A 19,537-nucleotide genomic window follows, 5' to 3' on the forward strand; every position below is an offset into this window, starting at 1 on the left:
TATTAATCAAATATTCAAATAAACCAAAGAATTAAAAAAAGGGATTATCTTTGCACCACATCAACACAAACTAATTTTCATGAGTTCAGATTCTAGCAAAAGGTACGCACAAAGAGGTGTTTCGGCATCAAAAGAAGACGTACACAACGCCATCAAAAATATTGACAAAGGTTTATTTTCACAGGCATTTTGTAAAATTGTTCCAGATTATTTAACGCAGGACGAAGAGCACTGCCTTATTATGCACGCCGATGGAGCAGGAACAAAATCATCTTTAGCCTACATGTATTGGAAAGAAACCGGAGATCTTTCGGTATGGAAAGGAATTGCTCAGGATGCATTAATTATGAATATTGATGACTTATTATGTGTTGGCGCAACAGATAATATTTTACTTTCTTCTACTATTGGAAGAAATAAAAACCTAATTCCAGCTGAAGTTATTTCGGCAATTATCAACGGAACAGAAGAATTAATCAACGAGTTGAAGTCGTTTGGCGTTACTATTCATTCAACAGGCGGAGAAACCGCAGACGTTGGAGACGTAGTTCGTACTATTATTGTAGATTCTACAGTAACAGCTCGTATGAAACGCAGCGATGTTGTAGATAATGCTAATATAAAAGCAGGAGACGTAATTGTAGGTTTAGCTTCTTTCGGCCAGGCTTCTTATGAAAAAGGCTATAATGGCGGAATGGGAAGTAACGGACTTACATCTGCGCGTCATGATGTTTTCGGAAAATACTTGGCTAAAAAATACCCAGAAAGTTTTGATGCTGCCGTTCCAGAAGAATTAATCTATTCTGGTCAGGTAAATTTAACCGACGAAGTTGAAAATAGTCCGATTAATGCAGGTCAATTAGTGCTTTCTCCAACAAGAACTTATGCGCCAATTATCAAGAAAATTTTAGATAAATATACACCAAAAGATATACACGGAATGGTGCATTGCAGTGGAGGAGCACAGACAAAAATCCTTCATTTCGTGCAGAATTTACACGTTATAAAAGATAATTTATTTCCAGTACCGCCATTGTTCAAGTTAATTCAGGAGCAATCAAAAACAGATTGGAAAGAAATGTATCAGGTTTTCAACTGTGGCCACCGTATGGAAATTTATGTTCCAGAAAATATTGCACAAGATATTATTGAAATTTCAAAATCATTCAATGTAGACGCTCAAATCGTGGGTAGAGTAGAAGCTTCTGAAGAGAAGAAACTTACCATTACAAGCGAATACGGCAAATTTGAATATTAATTTTTTTCTGTAGAGACGCACAGCAGTGCGTCTTTCGGCATTTTAGACGCACTGCTGTGCGTCTCTACAACTTATAAAACGAGGTATATGTACGAATTACTTTTTTGGAAATATATAGACGAAATCTACTTGAACAATCAAGAAGTTTATGAAGCGCTACTTGAAAAAGAAGAAGTAGAAGGTTTAGCTGTTCTTCAAATTGAGGTAATCGTAAATAGAATCAATTCTGTTTTTTCTGACTGGGAAAGAGTAGACGAAAACAGCTGGAAAAATCCTAAAGGAAAAGGTGCATTTCAGGTTGTTACAACTCCGCAAAGCATAAAAATTGACTGCTACGGCACAGAAGGAAAAACCATGAACAAATTAGTTGATGTCATGGAAGAATTCAAATGCCCGCTTTACGACCCTCAAGTTCCCGAACGTTATGATGAAATGAGTGAATAAAATTGTTAATTGACAATTAACAATTAACACTATCCATCTTTCAAAAGCAGATCCTGTTCTTTTCTAAGTTTTACCACTAATTGATCAACATAAGTTTTTATTTTCTGTGGAAGTAAATTCCAATTGGCATCTTTTTTAAAACTTCTACAATCATCCAAATCGCATTCTACGGCTCTAATCACGTACTTTTTATTATTGTAAACCGTAATGATTTTTACACGTCTTATTAAATCATATTCTGTTTTAGTTCCGTACACAATTACAGGATCAATATAACCATCGCCGTCAAGATCTTTTGTACTGCAGTACTTTGTCCAAAACCATATTGTAGTTTCTTTCGGGATATAATCTGCCAGCAAATCATTAATTCGCCATTTTTCCAAAAATCCGCCGTGATCATTCATGACACAAATTGCCTGAATTTTGGTATTCAGCGTATCTTTTTTAGAAATTGTCTTCCGATTTTCGGTGAAAACCAAATCATAAATACCTCCTTTATCACTATATTCAATTGCTTTGTAGATGGGAAAATCTGTAATCTCATTAAGTTCTCTTTGTGCAATCTGCTCTTTCGTTAATTTATAACTTTCCGTTTTCTGAGAGAAACCAAGAGTTGAATTAATTAAAATCAGGAACAATAATATTTTTTTCATTGAGATTTACTTTAGATGTTCAAAGATATTTAAATAGATTTTAGTTTAAAATTTTTTAAAAACTCTATTTTATTGTAATTTTCTAACCAGAAGTTACATTTTTAAATTCCTAAAACTAATCCAACTATGAGGTTATTAATACTTTTCTCGTTGTTCTTTTACAATCAGTTTATTAATGCACAAAAAATAACGACAACAGAAATTTACGAGCCAGTAGATTTTGTAAATCCGTTAATGGGAAGTGATTCTAAACCAGATCTTTCAAACGGAAATACTTATCCGGCAATAGCATTACCTTGGGGAATGAACTTTTGGACTCCGCAAACGGGAAAAATGGGCGATGGCTGGATTTATACTTATTCTGCAGATAAAATCCGCGGTTTCAAACAAACGCACGCACCTTCTCCGTGGATGAACGATTACGGACAGTTTTCGATAATGCCCGTTACAGGAAAACCTGTTTTTAACGAAGACGAAAGAGCAAGCTGGTTTTCGCATAAATCTGAAATTGTAAAACCATATTATTACAGCGTTTATTTGGCAGATTATGATGTAACAACAGAAATAAGTCCGACGGAAAGAGCCGCTTATTTTAAATTTACTTTCCCAGAAAATGATAAATCATATATAGTTGTTGATGCATTTAATAAAGGATCTTATATTAAGATCATTCCCAGTGAAAACAAAATAATAGGATATTCGACCAAAAACAGCAGAGGAGTTCCATCTAATTTCAAAAACTATTTTGTCATTCAGTTTGATCAGCCTTTTGAAGAAATAAACACTTTTAGTGATAAAACTTTAAAAAAGGAACAAGAAGTTACTTCAGATCATACTGGCGCTGTGGTTGGCTTTAAAACTAAAAAAGGACAAATTATCACTGCAAAAGTAGCGTCTTCATTTATAAGTTTTGAGCAGGCCGAATTAAACTTAAAAGAGATTGGTTCTAATGATTTTGAAAATATCAAAGAAAAAGGCAGAGCACTTTGGAATAAGAAACTGGGGACTATTATTACCGAAGGAGGAACAAAAGAACAAAATCAGGTTTTTTATTCTTGTTTGTACCGAACAATGCTTTTTCCAAGAAAATTTTTCGAATACGATAAAAACGGAAATATAGTTCATTATAGTCCGTACAATGGAGAAGTAGCTCCAGGATATATGTTTACCGATACTGGATTTTGGGATACTTTCAGGGCGTTGTTTCCTCTCTTGAACATTCTGGAACCAGAGTTAAACTCCAATATTCAGGAAGGACTTTTGAATGCGTATAAAGAAAGCGGCTGGCTTCCAGAATGGGGAAGTCCGGGACTGCGCAACGTTATGGTTGGAAACAATTCAGCATCGGTTGTAGCAGAAGCTTATTTGAAAAATAAAAGCGCCTATAAATATGATATAGAAAGTTTATATCAGGCTTTGATTCATGGAGCAACTAACGAAGGACCGTTAAACGCTGTTGGGAGATTTGGAGTTAATTATTATAATGAACTTGGTTATGTTCCATACGACGTTTCTATTAACGAAAGTGCGGCACGAACCTTAGAATATGCTTATGATGATTTTTCGATTTATCAGCTCGGAAAGGCATTAGGAAAACCTAAAAAAGAAATAGAATTATACAGAAAAAGAAGTTTGAATTATAAAAATCTATTCGATCCTGAAACCAAATTAATGCGCGGTAAATTAGCCGATGGAAAATTTATGAGTCCGTTCAATCCCTTTAAATGGGGAGATGCCTTTACAGAAGGAAACAGCTGGCATTACACCTGGTCTGTCTTTCATGATGTCGATGGTTTGATAAACCTGATGGGCGGAAAAGCAAAATTTGCAGCAAAACTGGATGAAGTTTTTTCATTAGAACCTATTTTCGATGAAGCGTATTATAAAGAAGTAATTCACGAAATTCGCGAAATGCAGATTGCCAACATGGGACAGTATGCGCATGGAAATCAGCCAATTCAGCATATGATTTATTTATATGCTTACGCAGATGAACCTTGGAAAACACAATATTGGGTTCGAGAAACCATGAATAGAATGTACAAACCCACACCAGATGGTTATTGCGGGGATGAAGATAATGGGCAGACTTCTGCGTGGTATGTATTTTCTGCCTTAGGATTTTATCCTGTCTGTCCAACTTGCAGTGAATATGTTATTGGTGCTCCGTTGTTTAAGAAAGTCACAATTAATCTCGAAAACGGAAAACAAATTATAATCAATGCCAAAAATAACAGCGATCAAAATAAATATATTCAAAATACATTTTTAAACGGTGCAGAATATAATAAAAGCTATTTCTCGCATCAAGATTTAATGAACGGTGCAGTAATCGATTTTGAAATGAATGATACCCAAAATAAAAGTGGAAAACCAAAAACAGCTCCATTTTCACTTTCTAAAGAAAAATAAATTAAACCTAAAATATGAATCAAATTAATCTTCTAAAGTTTTTTAAAAGCATTTTTTTATTGTTACTGGCAATAAACTGTTATAATGAAATTCATGCTCAAAAAAAACAGGATAACTTAAAAAATCTAATTCAATACGTAGATCCAATGATTGGAACTGCAAAAATGGGTCATACTTATCCAGGTGCAACAGTTCCTTTTGGGAGCGTGCAGTTAAGCCCCGAGACAGATACAATTGCCTATAGTTTAAACGGAAAATATAATGGCGAAGTATACAAATATTGTGCAGGATATCAATATGAAGATAAAACAATTGTAGGTTTCAGCCACACGCATTTCAGCGGAACAGGCCATTCGGATTTAGGTGATTTCTTAATCATGCCGACAACGGGAAAACTACAATTAAATCCCGGAGTTGCTTCAAAACCTTTGTCCGGATATAGATCGGCATTTTCTCATTCGACAGAAAAAGCAGAACCTGCGTATTACAGCGTTTTTATAGAGGACCATAAAATAAAAGCAGAACTCACGGCAACAACTCGCGTTGGAATGCATCAATATACTTTCCCAAAGTCAGATGAAGCGCATATTATTCTGGATTTAACTTCAGGAATTTACAATTATGATAAAAAGAATGTTTGGACGTTTGTCAGAGTAGAAAACGACACTTTAATTACCGGTTACCGCCAGACAAATGGCTGGGCAAGAACAAGGACCGTATATTTTGCAATGTCGTTTAGTAAGCCAATTAAGAGCTACGGACAAGCAGCGCAGGAAAAAAGTGTTTATAGAGGTTTTTGGGGAAGATTCGATCAAACCAAAAATTTTCCAGAAATGGCAGGTCAAAACTTAAAACTGTTTTTTGATTTTGATACGAATGAAGGAGAGAAAATCAAAATTAAAATGGCTTTATCTCCCGTTAGTTCTGCCGGGGCACTAGAAAACATGAAAAAAGAAGCTCCAGACTGGGATTTCGAAAAAGTAAAAAAACAAAGTCAGGAAGTTTGGAACAAAGAATTGAATAAAATTCAGGTTGAAACCATTCAGAAAGAAGATTTAGTTAACTTTTATACCGCAATGTACCACGCTTTTCTTGGTCCAACAGAATACATGGATTTAGACCGAAATTACAAAGGTTTGGATATGAATGTTCATAAAGCCGAAAATTTCACGAATTATACCAGTTATTCCCTTTGGGACACCTATCGAGCTTTGCATCCATTGTTCAATATTGTACAGCCAAAACGAAATGCTGATATGGTGAGTTCAATGCTGGCACATTCGGATCAAAGCGTTCATAAAATGCTTCCAATCTGGTCGCATTATGCCAATGAAAACTGGTGTATGATTGGTTATCATTCCGTATCTGTTGTTGCCGATGCGATTGTAAAAGGCAATATTACTTTTGATGCAGAAAAAGCACTTCAGGCATGCGTGAATACAGCAAAAGTTCCGTATTACGACGGACTGGATTATTACATGAAAAAAGGTTATGTTCCAGAAGATAAAAATGGTGCATCGGTTTCTAAAACTTTAGAATATGCTTATGATGACTGGGCAATTGCTCAGGCCGCAAAGAAATTAGGAAAAACGGAAATCTATAATGAGTTTATCGAAAGGTCTAAAAACTATAAAAACGTTTATGACGAGAAAACAGGTTTTATGCGCCCTAAACTGAATGACGGAACTTTTAAAAAAGAATTTGATCCGCTAGATACGCACGGTCAAGGTTTTATAGAAGGGAATTCATGGAATTATAGTTTATACGTACCTCAAGATCCAGCGGATATGATTAAAATGATGGGAGGAAGTGACAAATTTAAAGTTCGTTTAGATTCTCTATTTAATATGCATTTGCCAGACAAGTATTTTGAAAATACAGAAGATATTACCAGAGACGGAATTATTGGAAATTACGTGCACGGAAACGAACCTTCGCATCACGTAGTGTATTTATACAACTGGACAGATTCTCCTTGGAAAGCCCAAGATAAAATCAGAATGATCTTGAAAAAAATGTACCGAAATGGAGCTGATGGATTGGGCGGTAATGACGATTTCGGGCAAATGAGTGCCTGGTATATTTTCAGCAGTTTAGGATTTTATCCTGTCGCTCCAGGTTCTGACGAATATGCTTTAGGAAGTCCGCTGGTTAAAAAAGCAGTTTTTAATTTAGAAAACGGAAAAAACTTTGAAGTGGAAACAGTAAACCAATCGGATAAAAATGTTTTTGTAAGCAAAGTGCTGTTGAATGGAAAACAATTAGATAAGCCATTTTTAAAACATAATGATGTCTTAAATGGAGGGAAAATTACGTTTTACATGAGTAGTAAACCGAATAAGTATTAGATAAGGTGCTGAGGTTCTAAGATTAAGGTACTAAGTATTTAAGGTTTTAGTATTTAATTGAGAGATAAACCTGCTAGGTTTTGATTCCAAGCTTCTGCAAGGTTTACAAAACCTTGTAGGTGTATTTTCGTGATGCATATAAATACCTACAAGGTTTTGTAAACCTTGCAGGATAAACCAAAGATTGCAAGGCTGTATAGTCAATTAATAAGATTATTAAAATTCGATAAAATTTGTGCAATTCGTGGCAGAAGAACAAAAAACTTCACGAAATTTGCATTTCAAATAAAGAAAACAAAAGATGAAAATAAACTTAAAATCAGGAATTGATAAATTGCTTTTCGGGATGAAGCAGAACGATGTAACGGCTGTTTTAGGAAAACCTGATAAAAACTATAAAGACGAAGATGATAATGTGATTTTTGTTTACAATGCACAAAAAATCAGATTGACATTTTATGAGGAAGAAGATTTAAAATTAGGTTACCTAGTTGCTTCAAGCGCTGATTTAGAAGTTTTTGGATTCAAAATAATCGGAAGAAAAATTGAAGAGGTAAAGAAAGATTTTGCTGCAAAAGGAATTACAAAATACAATCAGGAAACTTTTGATACTTTCGAAAATTACTTTAATGAAGACAATTGGTTTATTCTTCAGACAGAATACGATGAGGTTGTAAAATTAGAAATAGGAGCGATCATTAATAGTAAAGACGAATTTGACTGGAAGTTTCCGGTGAAGAAATAAACATAATTTTGTCATTCTTTGTTAGAATGACAAAACAAAAAACCTTTGTCAAAGTTTTAAACTTTGACAAAGGTATACTTATGCAGACAATCTTGTCAATCCTGCGGAACGAAGGATCACACTCGAAACTCGACAAAGATTGGCAGAATGACAGTGAGGAAATACTAGTGTGATCCTTTGTTTCTTCAGCCTGACAAACGTAATAACAGCCTAAGAACTAAACAACAGTTTAGTAAACAAAAAAATAACCGACAATCACTTGTCGGTTATTTTTTTGTTTTAAAAGAAATTATCCTTTTAACCATGCATTTTTAAGTTTGTCTTTTGAAGCATCAGTTGCTTTAAAAGTTTCAGACTCTTCGTATGGTAACTTTACAGTTCCTTTAATTGTTTCTTCTTTTGTACCTTTTTTTACTTTTAAAGTGATTGGATCATTTTCTTTCCAGTTTTCACTTTCAGTAATCAAATCATAGATGTTATCTAGAGAATATGGTTTGTTGTTAACAGCTAAGATTTTATCGCCGCCTTTTAAATTCAGGTTTTTGAAGAAAGCATTTGGCTCGATATCACCACGAACAGCAATTTCTTTTGTTGCTTTGTCAATAGTAATATATGGACTTTGTCCTTTGATGAAAACATTTCCAGGTTTTTTCTCAGATGCTTTTGTTACCCCCACTTTAGCTAAGTAAAAATCGTAAGGAATTGGAGTAGTTCCTGCTACATATTTGTTTAGGAATTCGCCCACTTCAGGATACGTCAATGAAGTTATTTTTGCAAAAAGTTCATCATCATTAAATGGTTTTTCAACACCATATTCGTTAGATAATTTATGCATTAAATCAAGAATACCTCTTTCTCCGTTGCTTTTCTCTCTAATGATAATGTCAATACACATTCCGATTAAAGCTCCTTTTTGATATACATTTAAGTATTGATCTTTATAAGGTTGTTCAAGTACGTTTTTACTCATTACAGTAAACGACATTGTATCGTTTAAACCTTTTGCTTGTTCGATTTTATCAGCGATACGAGAATAAAATTCAGCTTCGTCAATCAAACCTTGGTTGATCTGGAAAAGATTTGCAAAATATTCTGTTACACCTTCATACATCCATAAATGCTCAGACATTTTCGGGTCATTATAATCAAAATACTGAATTTCTTTTGAGTGAACAGTTAATGGCGTTACAATATGGAAAAACTCATGAGAAACAACGTCTTTCATAGATTCTACCAATTTTTCTTTTGGCATTGATTCTGGTAAAACTACAGTTGTTGCTGTTGGGTGCTCTAATGCTCCAAAACCATGTGCATCGTCTTTTGCCATGCTGGATAAATACAATAAAACAGTATATTTTTTAGTAGCATTTACTTTTCCTAAAAAGTTTTTCTGAGCAGTCATCATCGTTTTCATTTCTGGCGTAATGCTTTCTGCAGTAAATTTTCCAGTAGGAGAGTACACAGCGATTAAAATATCCATTCCGTTTACATTAAATGTAGTGTAATCTGGTTTAGAATACATAATCGGATTTTCTACTAAAACAGCGTAACGAGGAGTTGTAAATACATCAGCTGTATTGCTTGCATCTTCATCTGTCATAGAAGTTGCACCCCAAAGTGTTTCTGGGTGTGTAACAGTAACTTTGTAAGGAACATCTAATTTGTCTTTAAAATACCCTACAAAACCATGTGTATTCAACATGAAGTTTTTCCCTGCGTCAATGTTGGTTCCTGCAGGAGAGAAAACATCATCATTACCAAATCCAGTACCTTTTTCAGTATCAAAGGTATCGTTAACGAGGTAAGTGATTGTTTTTAATGTTTTCGCATTAGAAATAGACCAAGAATTGTCATCTATTCTTTTTACAGTTAATGCAGTTCCTTTAGCATCAAATGCTTTGAAATCTTCCGCATATTTTCCGTAATTATCTGTAGAATAAGTTCCAGGTACGGTTTTAGGAATACTATAAACAATTTCGTCTGTTTTTATAGCTGGCGGCGTAACAGTTACCAAAACTTTGTCGTCTTTTACGTCAGTCAAATTGATGTTAACCTCTACTGTATTGCTTTTCGCGGCTCCAGTGCTACCTGTTTTACAGCTCCAAAAAGTTACCGCTAGAGCTAAGGTGTAAAGTATTTTTTTCATTTGTATATGTTTAGTTATTTTGTATTTGTCACAAAAAACATAGAAAAGTTACTAAAAAATTACATTAAAATAAAAAATAAAAAAAAACTCCTGAAAAACAGGAGCTTCAAATTTAGTCTAGTTTATTTTTTATATAATATTTTCCATCCAAATCTTCATCAAAATCATCTATTTTTACTGGTTTTGGTTTTGGTTTGTTTGCAATTGCCTTCTTTTTCCACATCTCAAATTTTTCAAGAGGCATCTTCTTTTTCATGATATCCAAGACTTCTTTTTCTGCGAATCCAAATTCTTTTTTTATAATTTCAAATGGATTCCTTTCTTCTAAAGCTAACGAAACAAGTTTTTCAGTTTGTTCCCAAGTCAATTCTTTACGGTTACTCTTTTTCATCTCGTGAAAATTAATTCAAAATAGGGTGTTAATGATTAATAGATTGATTTTCAATTTCTGTATCAATATTAAAAAAAATAATAATAAGTTGTTTCAGTAAAGTACACTTTTTTTAGTGATTTTCATTGTTTTTGAAAGATCGTGATTTTTGAAATGGTATTTTTAGCAGATTCTTCAATTCATTGTTTTCTTCAGGCCTCATATGCGTGTCTACACCATAAACCAGCTGATCTTTTGATAAATAGGTAAAAGTTCCAAAAATCCTATCCCACACAGAAAAAATATTTCCATAATTACTATCAGTGTAAGGTAATACATAATGATGATGTACTTTGTGCATATTGGGAGAAACTATAAAGTAACTCAGGAATAGATCTAATTTTTTAGGAAGCGAAATATTGGCATGATTAAACTGAGAAGCGATAACGGATAAGGATTGATAAAGAAAAACCATCCACATTGGAGTTCCAACAATCAAAACTCCCAAAGTGGTAAATATAAAACGAATAACACTTTCGCCGGGATGATGCCTGTTAGCAGTGGTAGTGTCGATCCAAGTGTCTGTATGATGCACCAAGTGAAACTGCCATAGAAACTTTACTTTATGTTCTACTAAATGAGCCAAGTAAGCTCCAATTAAATCGAGAAGTAATAATCCCATTATGGTATAAAGCCAAAGAGGAATTTGCGGCAGCCATTGTAAAAGACCAAAATGATTTTCTATAGTCCAGGTAGCGGTTCTAATTAGAATAAATGCCAAAATAAAATTGACAACAATAGTAGTAAATGTGAAAAAGAAATTGATTCCTGCATGCGGCCATTTTTTATACTGCATTCGGAACAATGGAAAAGAATTTTATATCAGCCAGAATAATGTAATACCGCCAACCAGAATCAAGCTTCTATGCGAAGATGGAATTGTACTGAAGTAAGAAATAATTTCGTTCATAATACATCAATATTTGAGTTGAAACAGTTTTCTTTTCGGTTTTATCCAACTAAAAAGAGAAAACCAAATAGAAATGTATCTGATTTTCTCTTTAAAAATACTAATTATAAGCTTATAAATGCTATTTTTTGATAAGGCTGATTAGGAATAATAAAATCCAGGCACCTCCAACAGCAATTAAGATCTGCCAAAGAAGTCCGCCGCCACCGATTCCAAGTTTACCAGCAAGCCAGCCGCCAATAAAACCGCCAATGATTCCAACGATGATGTTACCAATTATCCCAAAACCTGCACCTTTCCAAATTTGACCCGCAAGCCATCCAGAAATTGCACCAATAATTAAGAAATATAAAAATTCCATGTTTTAAATTTTAAAGATTTTATTTTAAGCTTCTTCGTTTTTTTGTAAAAGGGTCTTGTAGATAAATCCACCTACAATTGCTCCTAGAATTGGAGCGGCCCAAAACAGCCAAACCTGTGATAATGGTTCTCCGCCTACAAAAATTGCCTGAGATAAAGATCTCGCAGGATTTACAGAAGTATTTGTAATTGGAATGCTTATTAAATGAATTAAAGTTAAGCCTAACCCAATTGCAATGCCGCAGAAATTTGTATTTGCACATTTATCGCTGCTTCCTAAAATAATTAATAAGAAAAATAATGCAAGGATAAACTCCGCTATAAAAGCAGCTTGGAAAGAATATCCATCAGGAGAAAATGCCCCAAAACCGTTTGAAGCAAAAGCACCGGCTTTAGTGCTGTCAATTACAAAACCAGCTTTTCCTGAAGCGATTGTGTACAAAGTTCCTGCTGCAGCAATCGCTCCAATACATTGTGCAATAATGTAAGGAATAAGATCTTTGGCAGGAAATCTTCCGCCAGCCCATAAACCCAAGGAAACGGCAGGATTAAAATGGCCTCCAGAAATATGCCCAACGGCATATGCCATTGTCAAAACTGTTAAACCAAACGCTAAGGCGACACCTGCAAATCCAATCCCTAACTCGGGATATGCAGCGGCAAAAATGGCACTTCCACAGCCTCCAAAAACTAGCCAGTAAGTTCCGAAGAACTCAGCAAATAATTTTTTCATAATAAAAATAATTTAATGGTTAATGTTAGAATATATATTGGGATGCCCAATAAATCAAAACAATTTGTAAGGGCAAACGTACAAATAAAATCCATAATGGTAAACCAAAACCTGCTTTTTTATTTTGAAACATATATAAATTTGCAGGAAAAATAGCAATTAACAGCGCTATGATTCCCCAGGCAGCGAAGTGTGTAGTAAAAGGCAGGGTGAGAAGGAGACCTAAAATAATTTCGGCAGCACCACTTAAAATATTTAGTAATTTGGGGTTTTTAAATACTGGCGGAATGATTCTTATGTACATTCCGGGCTTTCTAAAATGATTAATTCCAGCACCTATATATAATAAAGCCATCAAATATAAATGCCAAGGTAATGTCATGATATATAATTATTTATCACGAATTTATAAAAAAAATTAACAATTATTACATTACAAGAAATGTTTTTTAAATAATGATTAAATTGATTTATTTTTTGGACTTGAAATTTACATTCATAATAATTATCGCAAGTATAATTAAAACAATTCCAACCCATTGAGAGAAGATTACCGTTTCGTTTAATAAAACATACGCCATCATAACAGAAACAGGTAACTCTAGAGCAGAAACAATACTTCCAAGTCCGATACCAGTTAAAGGAAAACCAATATTCATCAACATTGGTGGAATTATAGTCCCAAACAAAGACAATACAATTCCCCATTTTAAGAAAATTTCAAGATTAAAAGGAGTTACCTGAGTAGCAAACGCAAATGAAAAAACAATAATTGAACCGCCCAAAAGCATATATAGACTTCTTTGTGCCGATGAAATTTCGGTTGCTACACGATTTGCTGTAAACATAGTGGTAGTAAAAGATGCTGCAGCTAAAATTCCCCAAAGCAAACCACGCCAATCTAATGAAATGTCGTTATGAATGATATTTGTGGCTAAAACAGTTCCAAAAAGCACGATAAGTACCGCAATGACTTTTTGTTTAGAAGGTAGTTTTTTTTCTAAAATCATTTCAAGTAAAACACCCATCCAAACAGTCTGCATTAATAAAACGATTCCAATAGAAACAGGAATATATTTTACAGCCAGATAGTAAAACAAACTTGTCATTCCTAATGAAGTTCCGGCAAGCATTAAACTGAATATATTTTTTGGAGTTGCTTTTACAGCTGTATTTTTATTTTTTATTCTTTGAAAAAGGTTAATCAGTAAAATACCTGTAATTCCGAAAATAAATTGTGATGTCGTAACTTCTGCAGTCGTGTATCCTTCAGTATAAGCCATTTTTACAAAAGTAGCGAGCATTCCGTATGTAGTTGCTCCTAAAGCTACCAGAAAAACACCTTTTAATACATTGTTTTGAGACGTCATAATTTACTTGTTTTAAAAAATTAAAGCCGGCAAAGGTAAGTTATTTTGTTTAGGATTCAGCAGAAAGAATACTTAAATACTGATTTTACTATTGGTCAATATTGATTTTAAACCCTTAAATTATTAATATGTTAATGATTAGAATAATTGTAAAACAAAAAAACACCAAAAATATATTTTGATGTTTTTTGTATATAAGAAAATAGAATTCTCTTTTAATTATTTTGCTGGCTGATTTTGATAAGTTTCAATTTCAAAAACCAAAGTAGAGTTTGGTGGAATCACGCTTCCAGCTCCTTTTTCACCATAAGCTAAATTAGAAGGAAGAAAGAAAATTGCCTTATCTCCGTCTGTCATCATATCAAGAGCTTCTATAAAACCTGGGATCATGCCTTCTTTTTTACCAACAGTAAAAGGAAAAGCTTTGTAACCTCCTTGTGCATCTCTATTTGCATCATATGTTCCGTACGCTTTTGCTACTGCGGGAATACTGCTGTCAAACAATTTACCATCTTCAAAATATCCAGCGTAATGGAAATAGATTGTTGAACCTTCAGCACCTTTTACACCAGTTCCTTTTTTAGTAATAACATATTTTAAACCAGAGGCAGTGGCAGTTGCTTTTGCTTTTGTTGCAGCAAAATAAGCAGCTTTGTCTTTAATCACTTTTTCAGCTTCTAATTTTTTTACTTCTTCTTTTTTTGCTTCATCAGTTAACACTTTTACAGCATCAAATTTTTTAGCTGCTGCACCTTTTCGTGTAATAGTGATTTTTGTCATAATATCGTCCTGAGCAATTTTATTTACATTGTCCATTCCAGAAACAACATGTCCAAAAATAGTATGTTTTCCATTTAACCAAGGAGTATCTTTGTGTGTAATAAAAAATTGACTTCCGTTTGTTGCCGGGCCAGAGTTTGCCATTGCCAGAATTCCGCCTTTGTCAAATTTTAGTTCTTCTCTAAATTCATCTTTAAATGAATATCCAGGACCTCCAGAACCATTTCCGTCGGGATCTCCACCTTGAATCATAAAATCATTAATAACTCTATGGAATTTCAAGCCATCGTAAAATGGTTTTCCTTTTAATTTTTCGACTTTTAAATTCGGATTTTTTCCTTCTGCCAAAGAAATGAAATTAGCTACAGTTACTGGAGCTTTTACATATTCTAAAGTAACAACAATATCGCCCTTAGTAGTTGAAATTGTTGCAAAAATTCCTTCGTTAGGATTTGTATTTGGTTTAGCGGCAGGTTTCGCAGCTGTAGTTGTTTTTGCCTTCGCTGCAGGTTTAGCCGCAGGTTTTTTAGTTTGAGCCTGAATATTTACTATTGCTAAGCAAAATAAAAATAAAAATTTAAACTTCATTACTTTAAATTTATGGTTATAAAAGTTTTACGGTTATTCTGTGATTTGAATTTCAAATATAATATTTGCATTTGGCGGAATGACAGCACCAGCACCAGTTTCTCCATACGCTAAGTGAGACGGAATAAAAAGAACTGCTTTATCTCCAATAGAAAGCTGTTCAACTCCTTCAATAAAACCTGGAATTAAACCACCTTTACTGCCCGCTTTAAAATCAATTGGACTATATGCTTTTGCTGCAGCTCTCGCAGGATCAAATTTTCCAAATTGTGTTGCAACGTCTTCTAAGCTTGTGTCAAACAGAGTTCCATCTTCAAGAAAACCTGCATATTGAATGTGTATTTGAGTTCCTGCTGCAGGTTTTTTACCACTTCCTTTTTCAGTAATTACAAATTCTAGTCCGCTTGTTGTTTTAGTTGCTTTTGGTTTAATAGAAGCGTAATAAGCAACTTTTTCTTTTTGAACTGCTGCATATTTGCTTTGTTCTTTTGCGATTTCAGAAAAATAATCATGAAATACTTTTACAGCATCAAACTTTTTAGCTGCTTCGCCATTTCTGATAATTTTTACAGAAACGATATTATCGCCTTGAATTACTTTATTTACCACTTCCTGATCTTTTACATCAACTACATGACCAAAAATCGTGTGTTTGTTATCTAACCAAGGAGTTTCAACATGTGTAATAAAAAATTGGCTGCTGTTTGTTCCAGGTCCATTGTTGGCCATTGCTAAAACACCAGCTTTATCAAATTTTAAATCTGAAAACTCATCTTTAAATTTATATCCAGTATCTCCAGAACCAGTTCCTAAAGGATCACCAGTTTGAATCATGAAGCTTTCAATAACTCTATGGAATTTTAAACCATCAAAAAAAGGTTTGTTTTTTAAGTTTTCATGTGTAACAAATTCGTTTTTACCTTCAGCCAAAGTCACAAAGTTCGCAACAGTTATTGGTGCTTTTTTGTAGTCAAGCTCAACAATAATATGACCTTTGTTTGTTTCGATATCGGCATATAAACCATCAGGCAGATTACTGTGGTCGTCTTTACAAGAATAAAATGAGCTAACGGCTATTAATAATAATAAAATAATCTTTTTCATCTTAAGAGATTGTTTTTTATGGAGTTAATGTATCTTTTTTTACTGGTGCTGCAGGTTTTGACGCTGCAGGTTTTGGAGTTGCTTTCTTTGGAGCTTGGACTGCAGAAGCGGCAGTTTGAGCAGTTGGGTCTGCAACAAAATTTCTAAGTGTAACCGTAACGATTAAAGATTCGTTTGGACCAATTTTTTTGTTATCTCCATGATAGCCATAAGCCATATGCGATGGAAATAAGAAAGTTACAGTTTCATTTTTATGCATTCTCTTGATTCCGTCGCGCAATCCCATCATGATATCCTGTTTGTCCACATAATAGGTCTGCGGGCCAAGATCAGATTCTGAATAAATTACACTGCCTTTAATATCTTTTACTTCCAAATTGAAATAAGCAATATCGCCTTTTCTTGGTGATGCTATTTCTGCTGCGTTTTTTTCTTCATAATTAAACCAATAGCCTTTTGGAGTGGCATAGTATTTAACCTTCGGATTGCTTTTGATGATCTTTTTAATGACATCCTCTTCGTTTGCCACTAATTTTTTGTTACGATCGGCAGATTTTTTCATGAATGTTCCCGAAGCGGTGGAAATAGGTCTTCTGGCTTCTTCATGATGCTTACAGCTGATTAACAAAACAGCAAAAAGCAAGCTATAAATGCTAAGTTTTAGGTTGTTCATGATTCGGTTATAATGTTAGTTTTTGTACTAAATCTTCAAATTTCTTTACCGTTTCTTCCATCGAAACTTCAGATCTTCCACCGGCTGCATTACTGTGTCCGCCGCCATTAAAATGGTCTCTTGCAAACTGGTTTACATCAAAACCTCCTTGCGAACGAAATGAAATTTTGATAATGCCTTCGTCTTTATTTTCGATAAAAATAGCAGTAAAAACAATATCTTTTATGCTTAAACCATAATTAACAATTCCCTCAGTATCGCCTTTCACATAATTAAAAGAATCCAATTCTGCTTGTGTAAGGGTCATATAAGAGGTTTTGTGTGCTTCGAAAATTTTCATGTTCTGCAAAGCAAGTCCTAATAATTGCAGTCTGCTGAATGAACTATTATCAAATAATAAGACTGGAATTTGTGTGTTTTCAACTCCCAAATCAATTAATTCGGCTATAATTCTATGTGTATTTCCTGTTGTTCCTGGAAAACGAAACGAACCTGAATCGGTTAAGATTCCAGTATAAATACAAGTTGCAATGTTTTTATCAATATCTTCTTTTTTGTTTAAGAAAGTGATGAAGTTGTAAACCATTTCACAAGTTGATCCGAATGCTGTGTCAGAATAAGTATAAGCGGCATAATCATCAGGTTTTTGATGATGATCGATCATAATGAAAATAGCTTTTAGCTTAGCCAAAGTATGTTCCATTTCGCCTGTACGATGAAAAGCATTAAAGTCGAGTGTAAATATGATTTCAGCTTCTTCTAAAATCTTGGTGCAGTTTTCCGTATCCTTTTCGAATATTTTTACAGTTTCTGATCCTGGAAGCCAAGCTAAAAAATTAGGGAAATCATTGGGCGCAATTACTGTTGCCTGATGATTATTTTTAATTAAAAAATGATATAATGCTAATGTAGAGCCCATTGCATCGCCATCTGGTCCTCTATGCGGAATGATGACAATTTTCTTTGGGGCAGCGAGTAATAATTGAATCGCTTGAATGTCTTGTATTTTCATAGTGTGCGAATTTACATTTTTTTAATGTAATGCTGAAAATATTTAGTCGCAGTTTTCAGTTTCAGTTTTCAGTTATTTTTAGAATCTATTTTAAGTGTTTGAAATTGGTAGACACATGCAAAGAGTCTGCAGACAAAAACGCATTTTTAAGCGGATTTATTATTGTGAGTAAATCTGAAAGTTTCTAATAAGAGTTGGAATTTGGAATTTAAAATTTAGAACTTAAAAATTGGAATTTATTTTTTTGTATAATTTATATTTCGCTCCTTTGACAATCTGTGATTTATAAATTCCAACAGAACCCGAAGAAAAATAAGCAATTGTGCAGGCAATAGCAATAAATATTCCTGGCGCAATTCCAAATAATTCCATTCCCATAATAGTGCAGGCGATAGGCGTGTGAGTAGCGCCAGAGAAAACGGCAACAAATCCAATTCCAGCTAAAAGAGCAATCGGCATTGGAATAACTGCTGATAATGCACTTCCTAAAGTGGCACCAACGAAGAATAATGGAGTTACTTCTCCGCCTTTAAAACCAGCTCCAAGTGTAAATCCTGTAAAGAGAATTTTAAGCAGAAAATCATACCATTGATTTGTATTTGAAAAAGAATCGACAATTACAGGAACTCCCAATCCAGAGAATTTTGTAAAACCAAAACCTGCAAATGCAATGGCTAAAACTACTCCGCCAATTACGGGGCGAAGTGGCGGATATTTAATGTTTTTTGAAAAAAGCGAACCCCAGAAATGCGTACTTCTTGAAAATAATAAAGCGGCGAATCCAGATAGAATTCCAACAATTAGTGTAAAAATAATATTGTTTATGCTAAGATCTGGAATAACAGGAATGCTGTAATGAGTATGTTTTACCTGCCAAAATTCTACAGTAAAATAAGCTGCATAAGCGACTAAAAATGACAGAATGATACTTTTGAAATTTATTTTACTGAAATATAGAACTTCCAAAGCAAAAACAGCTCCCGCCAGCGGTGTTCCAAAAACTGAAGCAAAACCAGCGCTGATTCCGAGAATAATTAAAATTTTACGTTCAGAATTATCGAGATTAAAGATTTTGGTAAATTGATCGGCAATGGCGCCTCCCATTTGTACTGCAGTTCCTTCGCGTCCTGCAGATCCGCCAAATAAATGTGTAATCAGTGTTCCAAAAAGTACCAAAGGAGCCATTTTAAACGGAATCACTTTTTTGGGATTTTCATATTCTTCCAGCAGTAAATTATTTCCTTTTACTACAGATTCTCCCCAGTAATAATAACTCAATCCAACAAGAAATCCGCCGAAAGGCAAAAGCCAGATAATCCATTCGTGCTGCATTCTATATTTTGTAACCCATTCTAAAGAAACTAAGAAAAAAGCAGATGCAGATCCTGAAAGTATACCTATTAAAGCACAGATTAAAATCCATTTTGGAATAGAAAATAGTGTTTCTTTTAGGTTTAGAGTCATGAATGATTATGTGAAATATATTTTAGCCACGAATTTCACGAATTTTCACGAATTAATCAGTTTTTAATTGAGGAAAATAAAGATGAATCTCTAAATTCTCTAATCTG

17 protein-coding genes and 1 pseudogene are annotated in these 19,537 nt (G+C 33.9%); 5 read left to right on the top strand and 13 right to left on the bottom strand.

The window, feature by feature from the left end:
* The first annotated feature begins 79 nt into the window (after window positions 1–79).
* Both BSF42_RS10980 and BSF42_RS10985 read left to right on the top strand, forming a co-directional pair.
* On the top strand, window positions 80–1,258 hold the full coding sequence (locus BSF42_RS10980; protein ID WP_095953140.1) for an AIR synthase related protein: 1,179 nt from the start codon (window positions 80–82) through the stop codon (window positions 1,256–1,258).
* Between the two features lie 87 nt (window positions 1,259–1,345).
* Complete coding sequence (locus tag BSF42_RS10985; RefSeq protein ID WP_095953141.1) at window positions 1,346–1,702, top strand: hypothetical protein; 357 nt, start codon at window positions 1,346–1,348, stop codon at window positions 1,700–1,702.
* 29 nt (window positions 1,703–1,731) lie between these two features.
* Here the strand turns inward: BSF42_RS10985 and BSF42_RS10990 are convergent, their stop codons facing one another.
* Window positions 1,732–2,355 carry a M949_RS01915 family surface polysaccharide biosynthesis protein gene (locus BSF42_RS10990; protein ID WP_095953142.1) on the bottom strand — a complete coding sequence of 208 codons (624 nt, stop codon included), beginning with the start codon at window positions 2,353–2,355 and terminating at the stop codon, window positions 1,732–1,734.
* 126 nt (window positions 2,356–2,481) lie between these two features.
* Here BSF42_RS10990 and BSF42_RS10995 point away from each other — a divergent pair, with 126 nt between their 5' ends.
* From BSF42_RS10995 to BSF42_RS11005, 3 genes are all read left to right on the top strand, one after another.
* Window positions 2,482–4,767, top strand: coding sequence for a GH92 family glycosyl hydrolase (locus tag BSF42_RS10995; RefSeq protein ID WP_095953143.1), 2,286 nt, complete (start codon window positions 2,482–2,484; stop codon window positions 4,765–4,767).
* A gap of 14 nt (window positions 4,768–4,781) precedes the next feature.
* The gene (locus tag BSF42_RS11000; RefSeq protein ID WP_095953144.1) at window positions 4,782–7,115 is read left to right on the top strand and encodes a GH92 family glycosyl hydrolase; all 2,334 of its coding nucleotides are present in this window, start codon (window positions 4,782–4,784) and stop codon (window positions 7,113–7,115) included.
* Window positions 7,116–7,416: 301 nt separating this feature from the next.
* Complete coding sequence (locus BSF42_RS11005; RefSeq protein WP_095953145.1) at window positions 7,417–7,860, top strand: hypothetical protein; 444 nt, start codon at window positions 7,417–7,419, stop codon at window positions 7,858–7,860.
* A 289-nt stretch (window positions 7,861–8,149) separates the two neighbouring features.
* Here BSF42_RS11005 and BSF42_RS11010 read toward each other — a convergent pair whose 3' ends face one another.
* The 12 genes and pseudogenes from BSF42_RS11010 to BSF42_RS11065 form a co-directional block, all read right to left on the bottom strand.
* On the bottom strand, window positions 8,150–10,006 hold the full coding sequence (locus BSF42_RS11010; protein WP_095953146.1) for a peptidase M61: 1,857 nt from the start codon (window positions 10,004–10,006) through the stop codon (window positions 8,150–8,152).
* A gap of 112 nt (window positions 10,007–10,118) precedes the next feature.
* Window positions 10,119–10,397, bottom strand: a complete 279-nt coding sequence (locus BSF42_RS11015) for a DUF2805 domain-containing protein (RefSeq protein ID WP_095953147.1) — start codon at window positions 10,395–10,397, stop codon at window positions 10,119–10,121.
* 112 nt (window positions 10,398–10,509) lie between these two features.
* Window positions 10,510–11,346: pseudogene (locus BSF42_RS11020) on the bottom strand (sterol desaturase family protein).
* 121 nt (window positions 11,347–11,467) lie between these two features.
* Window positions 11,468–11,707 carry a GlsB/YeaQ/YmgE family stress response membrane protein gene (locus BSF42_RS11025; protein WP_095953148.1) on the bottom strand — a complete coding sequence of 80 codons (240 nt, stop codon included), beginning with the start codon at window positions 11,705–11,707 and terminating at the stop codon, window positions 11,468–11,470.
* A gap of 24 nt (window positions 11,708–11,731) precedes the next feature.
* Entirely contained in the window at window positions 11,732–12,439 is a 708-nt protein-coding gene (gene aqpZ / locus BSF42_RS11030; RefSeq protein WP_095953149.1) for an aquaporin Z, read from the bottom strand.
* Window positions 12,440–12,464: 25 nt separating this feature from the next.
* Complete coding sequence (locus BSF42_RS11035; protein WP_095953150.1) at window positions 12,465–12,821, bottom strand: DoxX family membrane protein; 357 nt, start codon at window positions 12,819–12,821, stop codon at window positions 12,465–12,467.
* Window positions 12,822–12,909: 88 nt separating this feature from the next.
* Window positions 12,910–13,809 carry a DMT family transporter gene (locus BSF42_RS11040; RefSeq protein ID WP_095953151.1) on the bottom strand — a complete coding sequence of 300 codons (900 nt, stop codon included), beginning with the start codon at window positions 13,807–13,809 and terminating at the stop codon, window positions 12,910–12,912.
* A 219-nt stretch (window positions 13,810–14,028) separates the two neighbouring features.
* Window positions 14,029–15,177, bottom strand: a complete 1,149-nt coding sequence (locus BSF42_RS11045) for a peptidylprolyl isomerase (protein ID WP_095953152.1) — start codon at window positions 15,175–15,177, stop codon at window positions 14,029–14,031.
* A gap of 33 nt (window positions 15,178–15,210) precedes the next feature.
* Window positions 15,211–16,281, bottom strand: coding sequence for a peptidylprolyl isomerase (locus tag BSF42_RS11050; RefSeq protein ID WP_095953153.1), 1,071 nt, complete (start codon window positions 16,279–16,281; stop codon window positions 15,211–15,213).
* A gap of 16 nt (window positions 16,282–16,297) precedes the next feature.
* Window positions 16,298–16,954, bottom strand: coding sequence for a gliding motility-associated peptidyl-prolyl isomerase GldI (gldI, locus tag BSF42_RS11055; protein WP_095953154.1), 657 nt, complete (start codon window positions 16,952–16,954; stop codon window positions 16,298–16,300).
* 7 nt (window positions 16,955–16,961) lie between these two features.
* Window positions 16,962–17,966 carry a bifunctional oligoribonuclease/PAP phosphatase NrnA gene (locus BSF42_RS11060; RefSeq protein WP_095953155.1) on the bottom strand — a complete coding sequence of 335 codons (1,005 nt, stop codon included), beginning with the start codon at window positions 17,964–17,966 and terminating at the stop codon, window positions 16,962–16,964.
* Between the two features lie 222 nt (window positions 17,967–18,188).
* A complete protein-coding gene (locus BSF42_RS11065; protein ID WP_095953156.1) occupies window positions 18,189–19,430 on the bottom strand; it encodes a voltage-gated chloride channel family protein in 1,242 nt (413 codons plus the stop codon).
* Between the last annotated feature and the right edge of the window lie 107 nt (window positions 19,431–19,537).

It is taken from the genome of Flavobacterium sp. ACN6 (assembly GCF_002304005.1).
GTDB lineage: Bacteria > Bacteroidota > Bacteroidia > Flavobacteriales > Flavobacteriaceae > Flavobacterium.

What these genes read in the sequence shown, in the direction of transcription:
- BSF42_RS10990 (WP_095953142.1), bottom strand. Translation starts at nt 2,355, where the DNA reads ATGAAAAAAATATTATTGTTCCTGATTTTAATTAATTCAACTCTTGGT.
- gldI (WP_095953154.1), bottom strand. Translation starts at nt 16,954, where the DNA reads ATGAACAACCTAAAACTTAGCATTTATAGCTTGCTTTTTGCTGTTTTG.
- BSF42_RS11000 (WP_095953144.1), top strand. Translation starts at nt 4,782, where the DNA reads ATGAATCAAATTAATCTTCTAAAGTTTTTTAAAAGCATTTTTTTATTG.
- BSF42_RS10985 (WP_095953141.1), top strand. Translation starts at nt 1,346, where the DNA reads ATGTACGAATTACTTTTTTGGAAATATATAGACGAAATCTACTTGAAC.
- BSF42_RS11035 (WP_095953150.1), bottom strand. Translation starts at nt 12,821, where the DNA reads ATGACATTACCTTGGCATTTATATTTGATGGCTTTATTATATATAGGT.
- BSF42_RS11025 (WP_095953148.1), bottom strand. Translation starts at nt 11,707, where the DNA reads ATGGAATTTTTATATTTCTTAATTATTGGTGCAATTTCTGGATGGCTT.
- BSF42_RS11060 (WP_095953155.1), bottom strand. Translation starts at nt 17,966, where the DNA reads ATGAAAATACAAGACATTCAAGCGATTCAATTATTACTCGCTGCCCCA.
- BSF42_RS11040 (WP_095953151.1), bottom strand. Translation starts at nt 13,809, where the DNA reads ATGACGTCTCAAAACAATGTATTAAAAGGTGTTTTTCTGGTAGCTTTA.
- BSF42_RS11045 (WP_095953152.1), bottom strand. Translation starts at nt 15,177, where the DNA reads ATGAAGTTTAAATTTTTATTTTTATTTTGCTTAGCAATAGTAAATATT.
- BSF42_RS11065 (WP_095953156.1), bottom strand. Translation starts at nt 19,430, where the DNA reads ATGACTCTAAACCTAAAAGAAACACTATTTTCTATTCCAAAATGGATT.
- aqpZ (WP_095953149.1), bottom strand. Translation starts at nt 12,439, where the DNA reads ATGAAAAAATTATTTGCTGAGTTCTTCGGAACTTACTGGCTAGTTTTT.
- BSF42_RS10980 (WP_095953140.1), top strand. Translation starts at nt 80, where the DNA reads ATGAGTTCAGATTCTAGCAAAAGGTACGCACAAAGAGGTGTTTCGGCA.
- BSF42_RS10995 (WP_095953143.1), top strand. Translation starts at nt 2,482, where the DNA reads ATGAGGTTATTAATACTTTTCTCGTTGTTCTTTTACAATCAGTTTATT.
- BSF42_RS11050 (WP_095953153.1), bottom strand. Translation starts at nt 16,281, where the DNA reads ATGAAAAAGATTATTTTATTATTATTAATAGCCGTTAGCTCATTTTAT.
- BSF42_RS11015 (WP_095953147.1), bottom strand. Translation starts at nt 10,397, where the DNA reads ATGAAAAAGAGTAACCGTAAAGAATTGACTTGGGAACAAACTGAAAAA.
- BSF42_RS11005 (WP_095953145.1), top strand. Translation starts at nt 7,417, where the DNA reads ATGAAAATAAACTTAAAATCAGGAATTGATAAATTGCTTTTCGGGATG.
- BSF42_RS11010 (WP_095953146.1), bottom strand. Translation starts at nt 10,006, where the DNA reads ATGAAAAAAATACTTTACACCTTAGCTCTAGCGGTAACTTTTTGGAGC.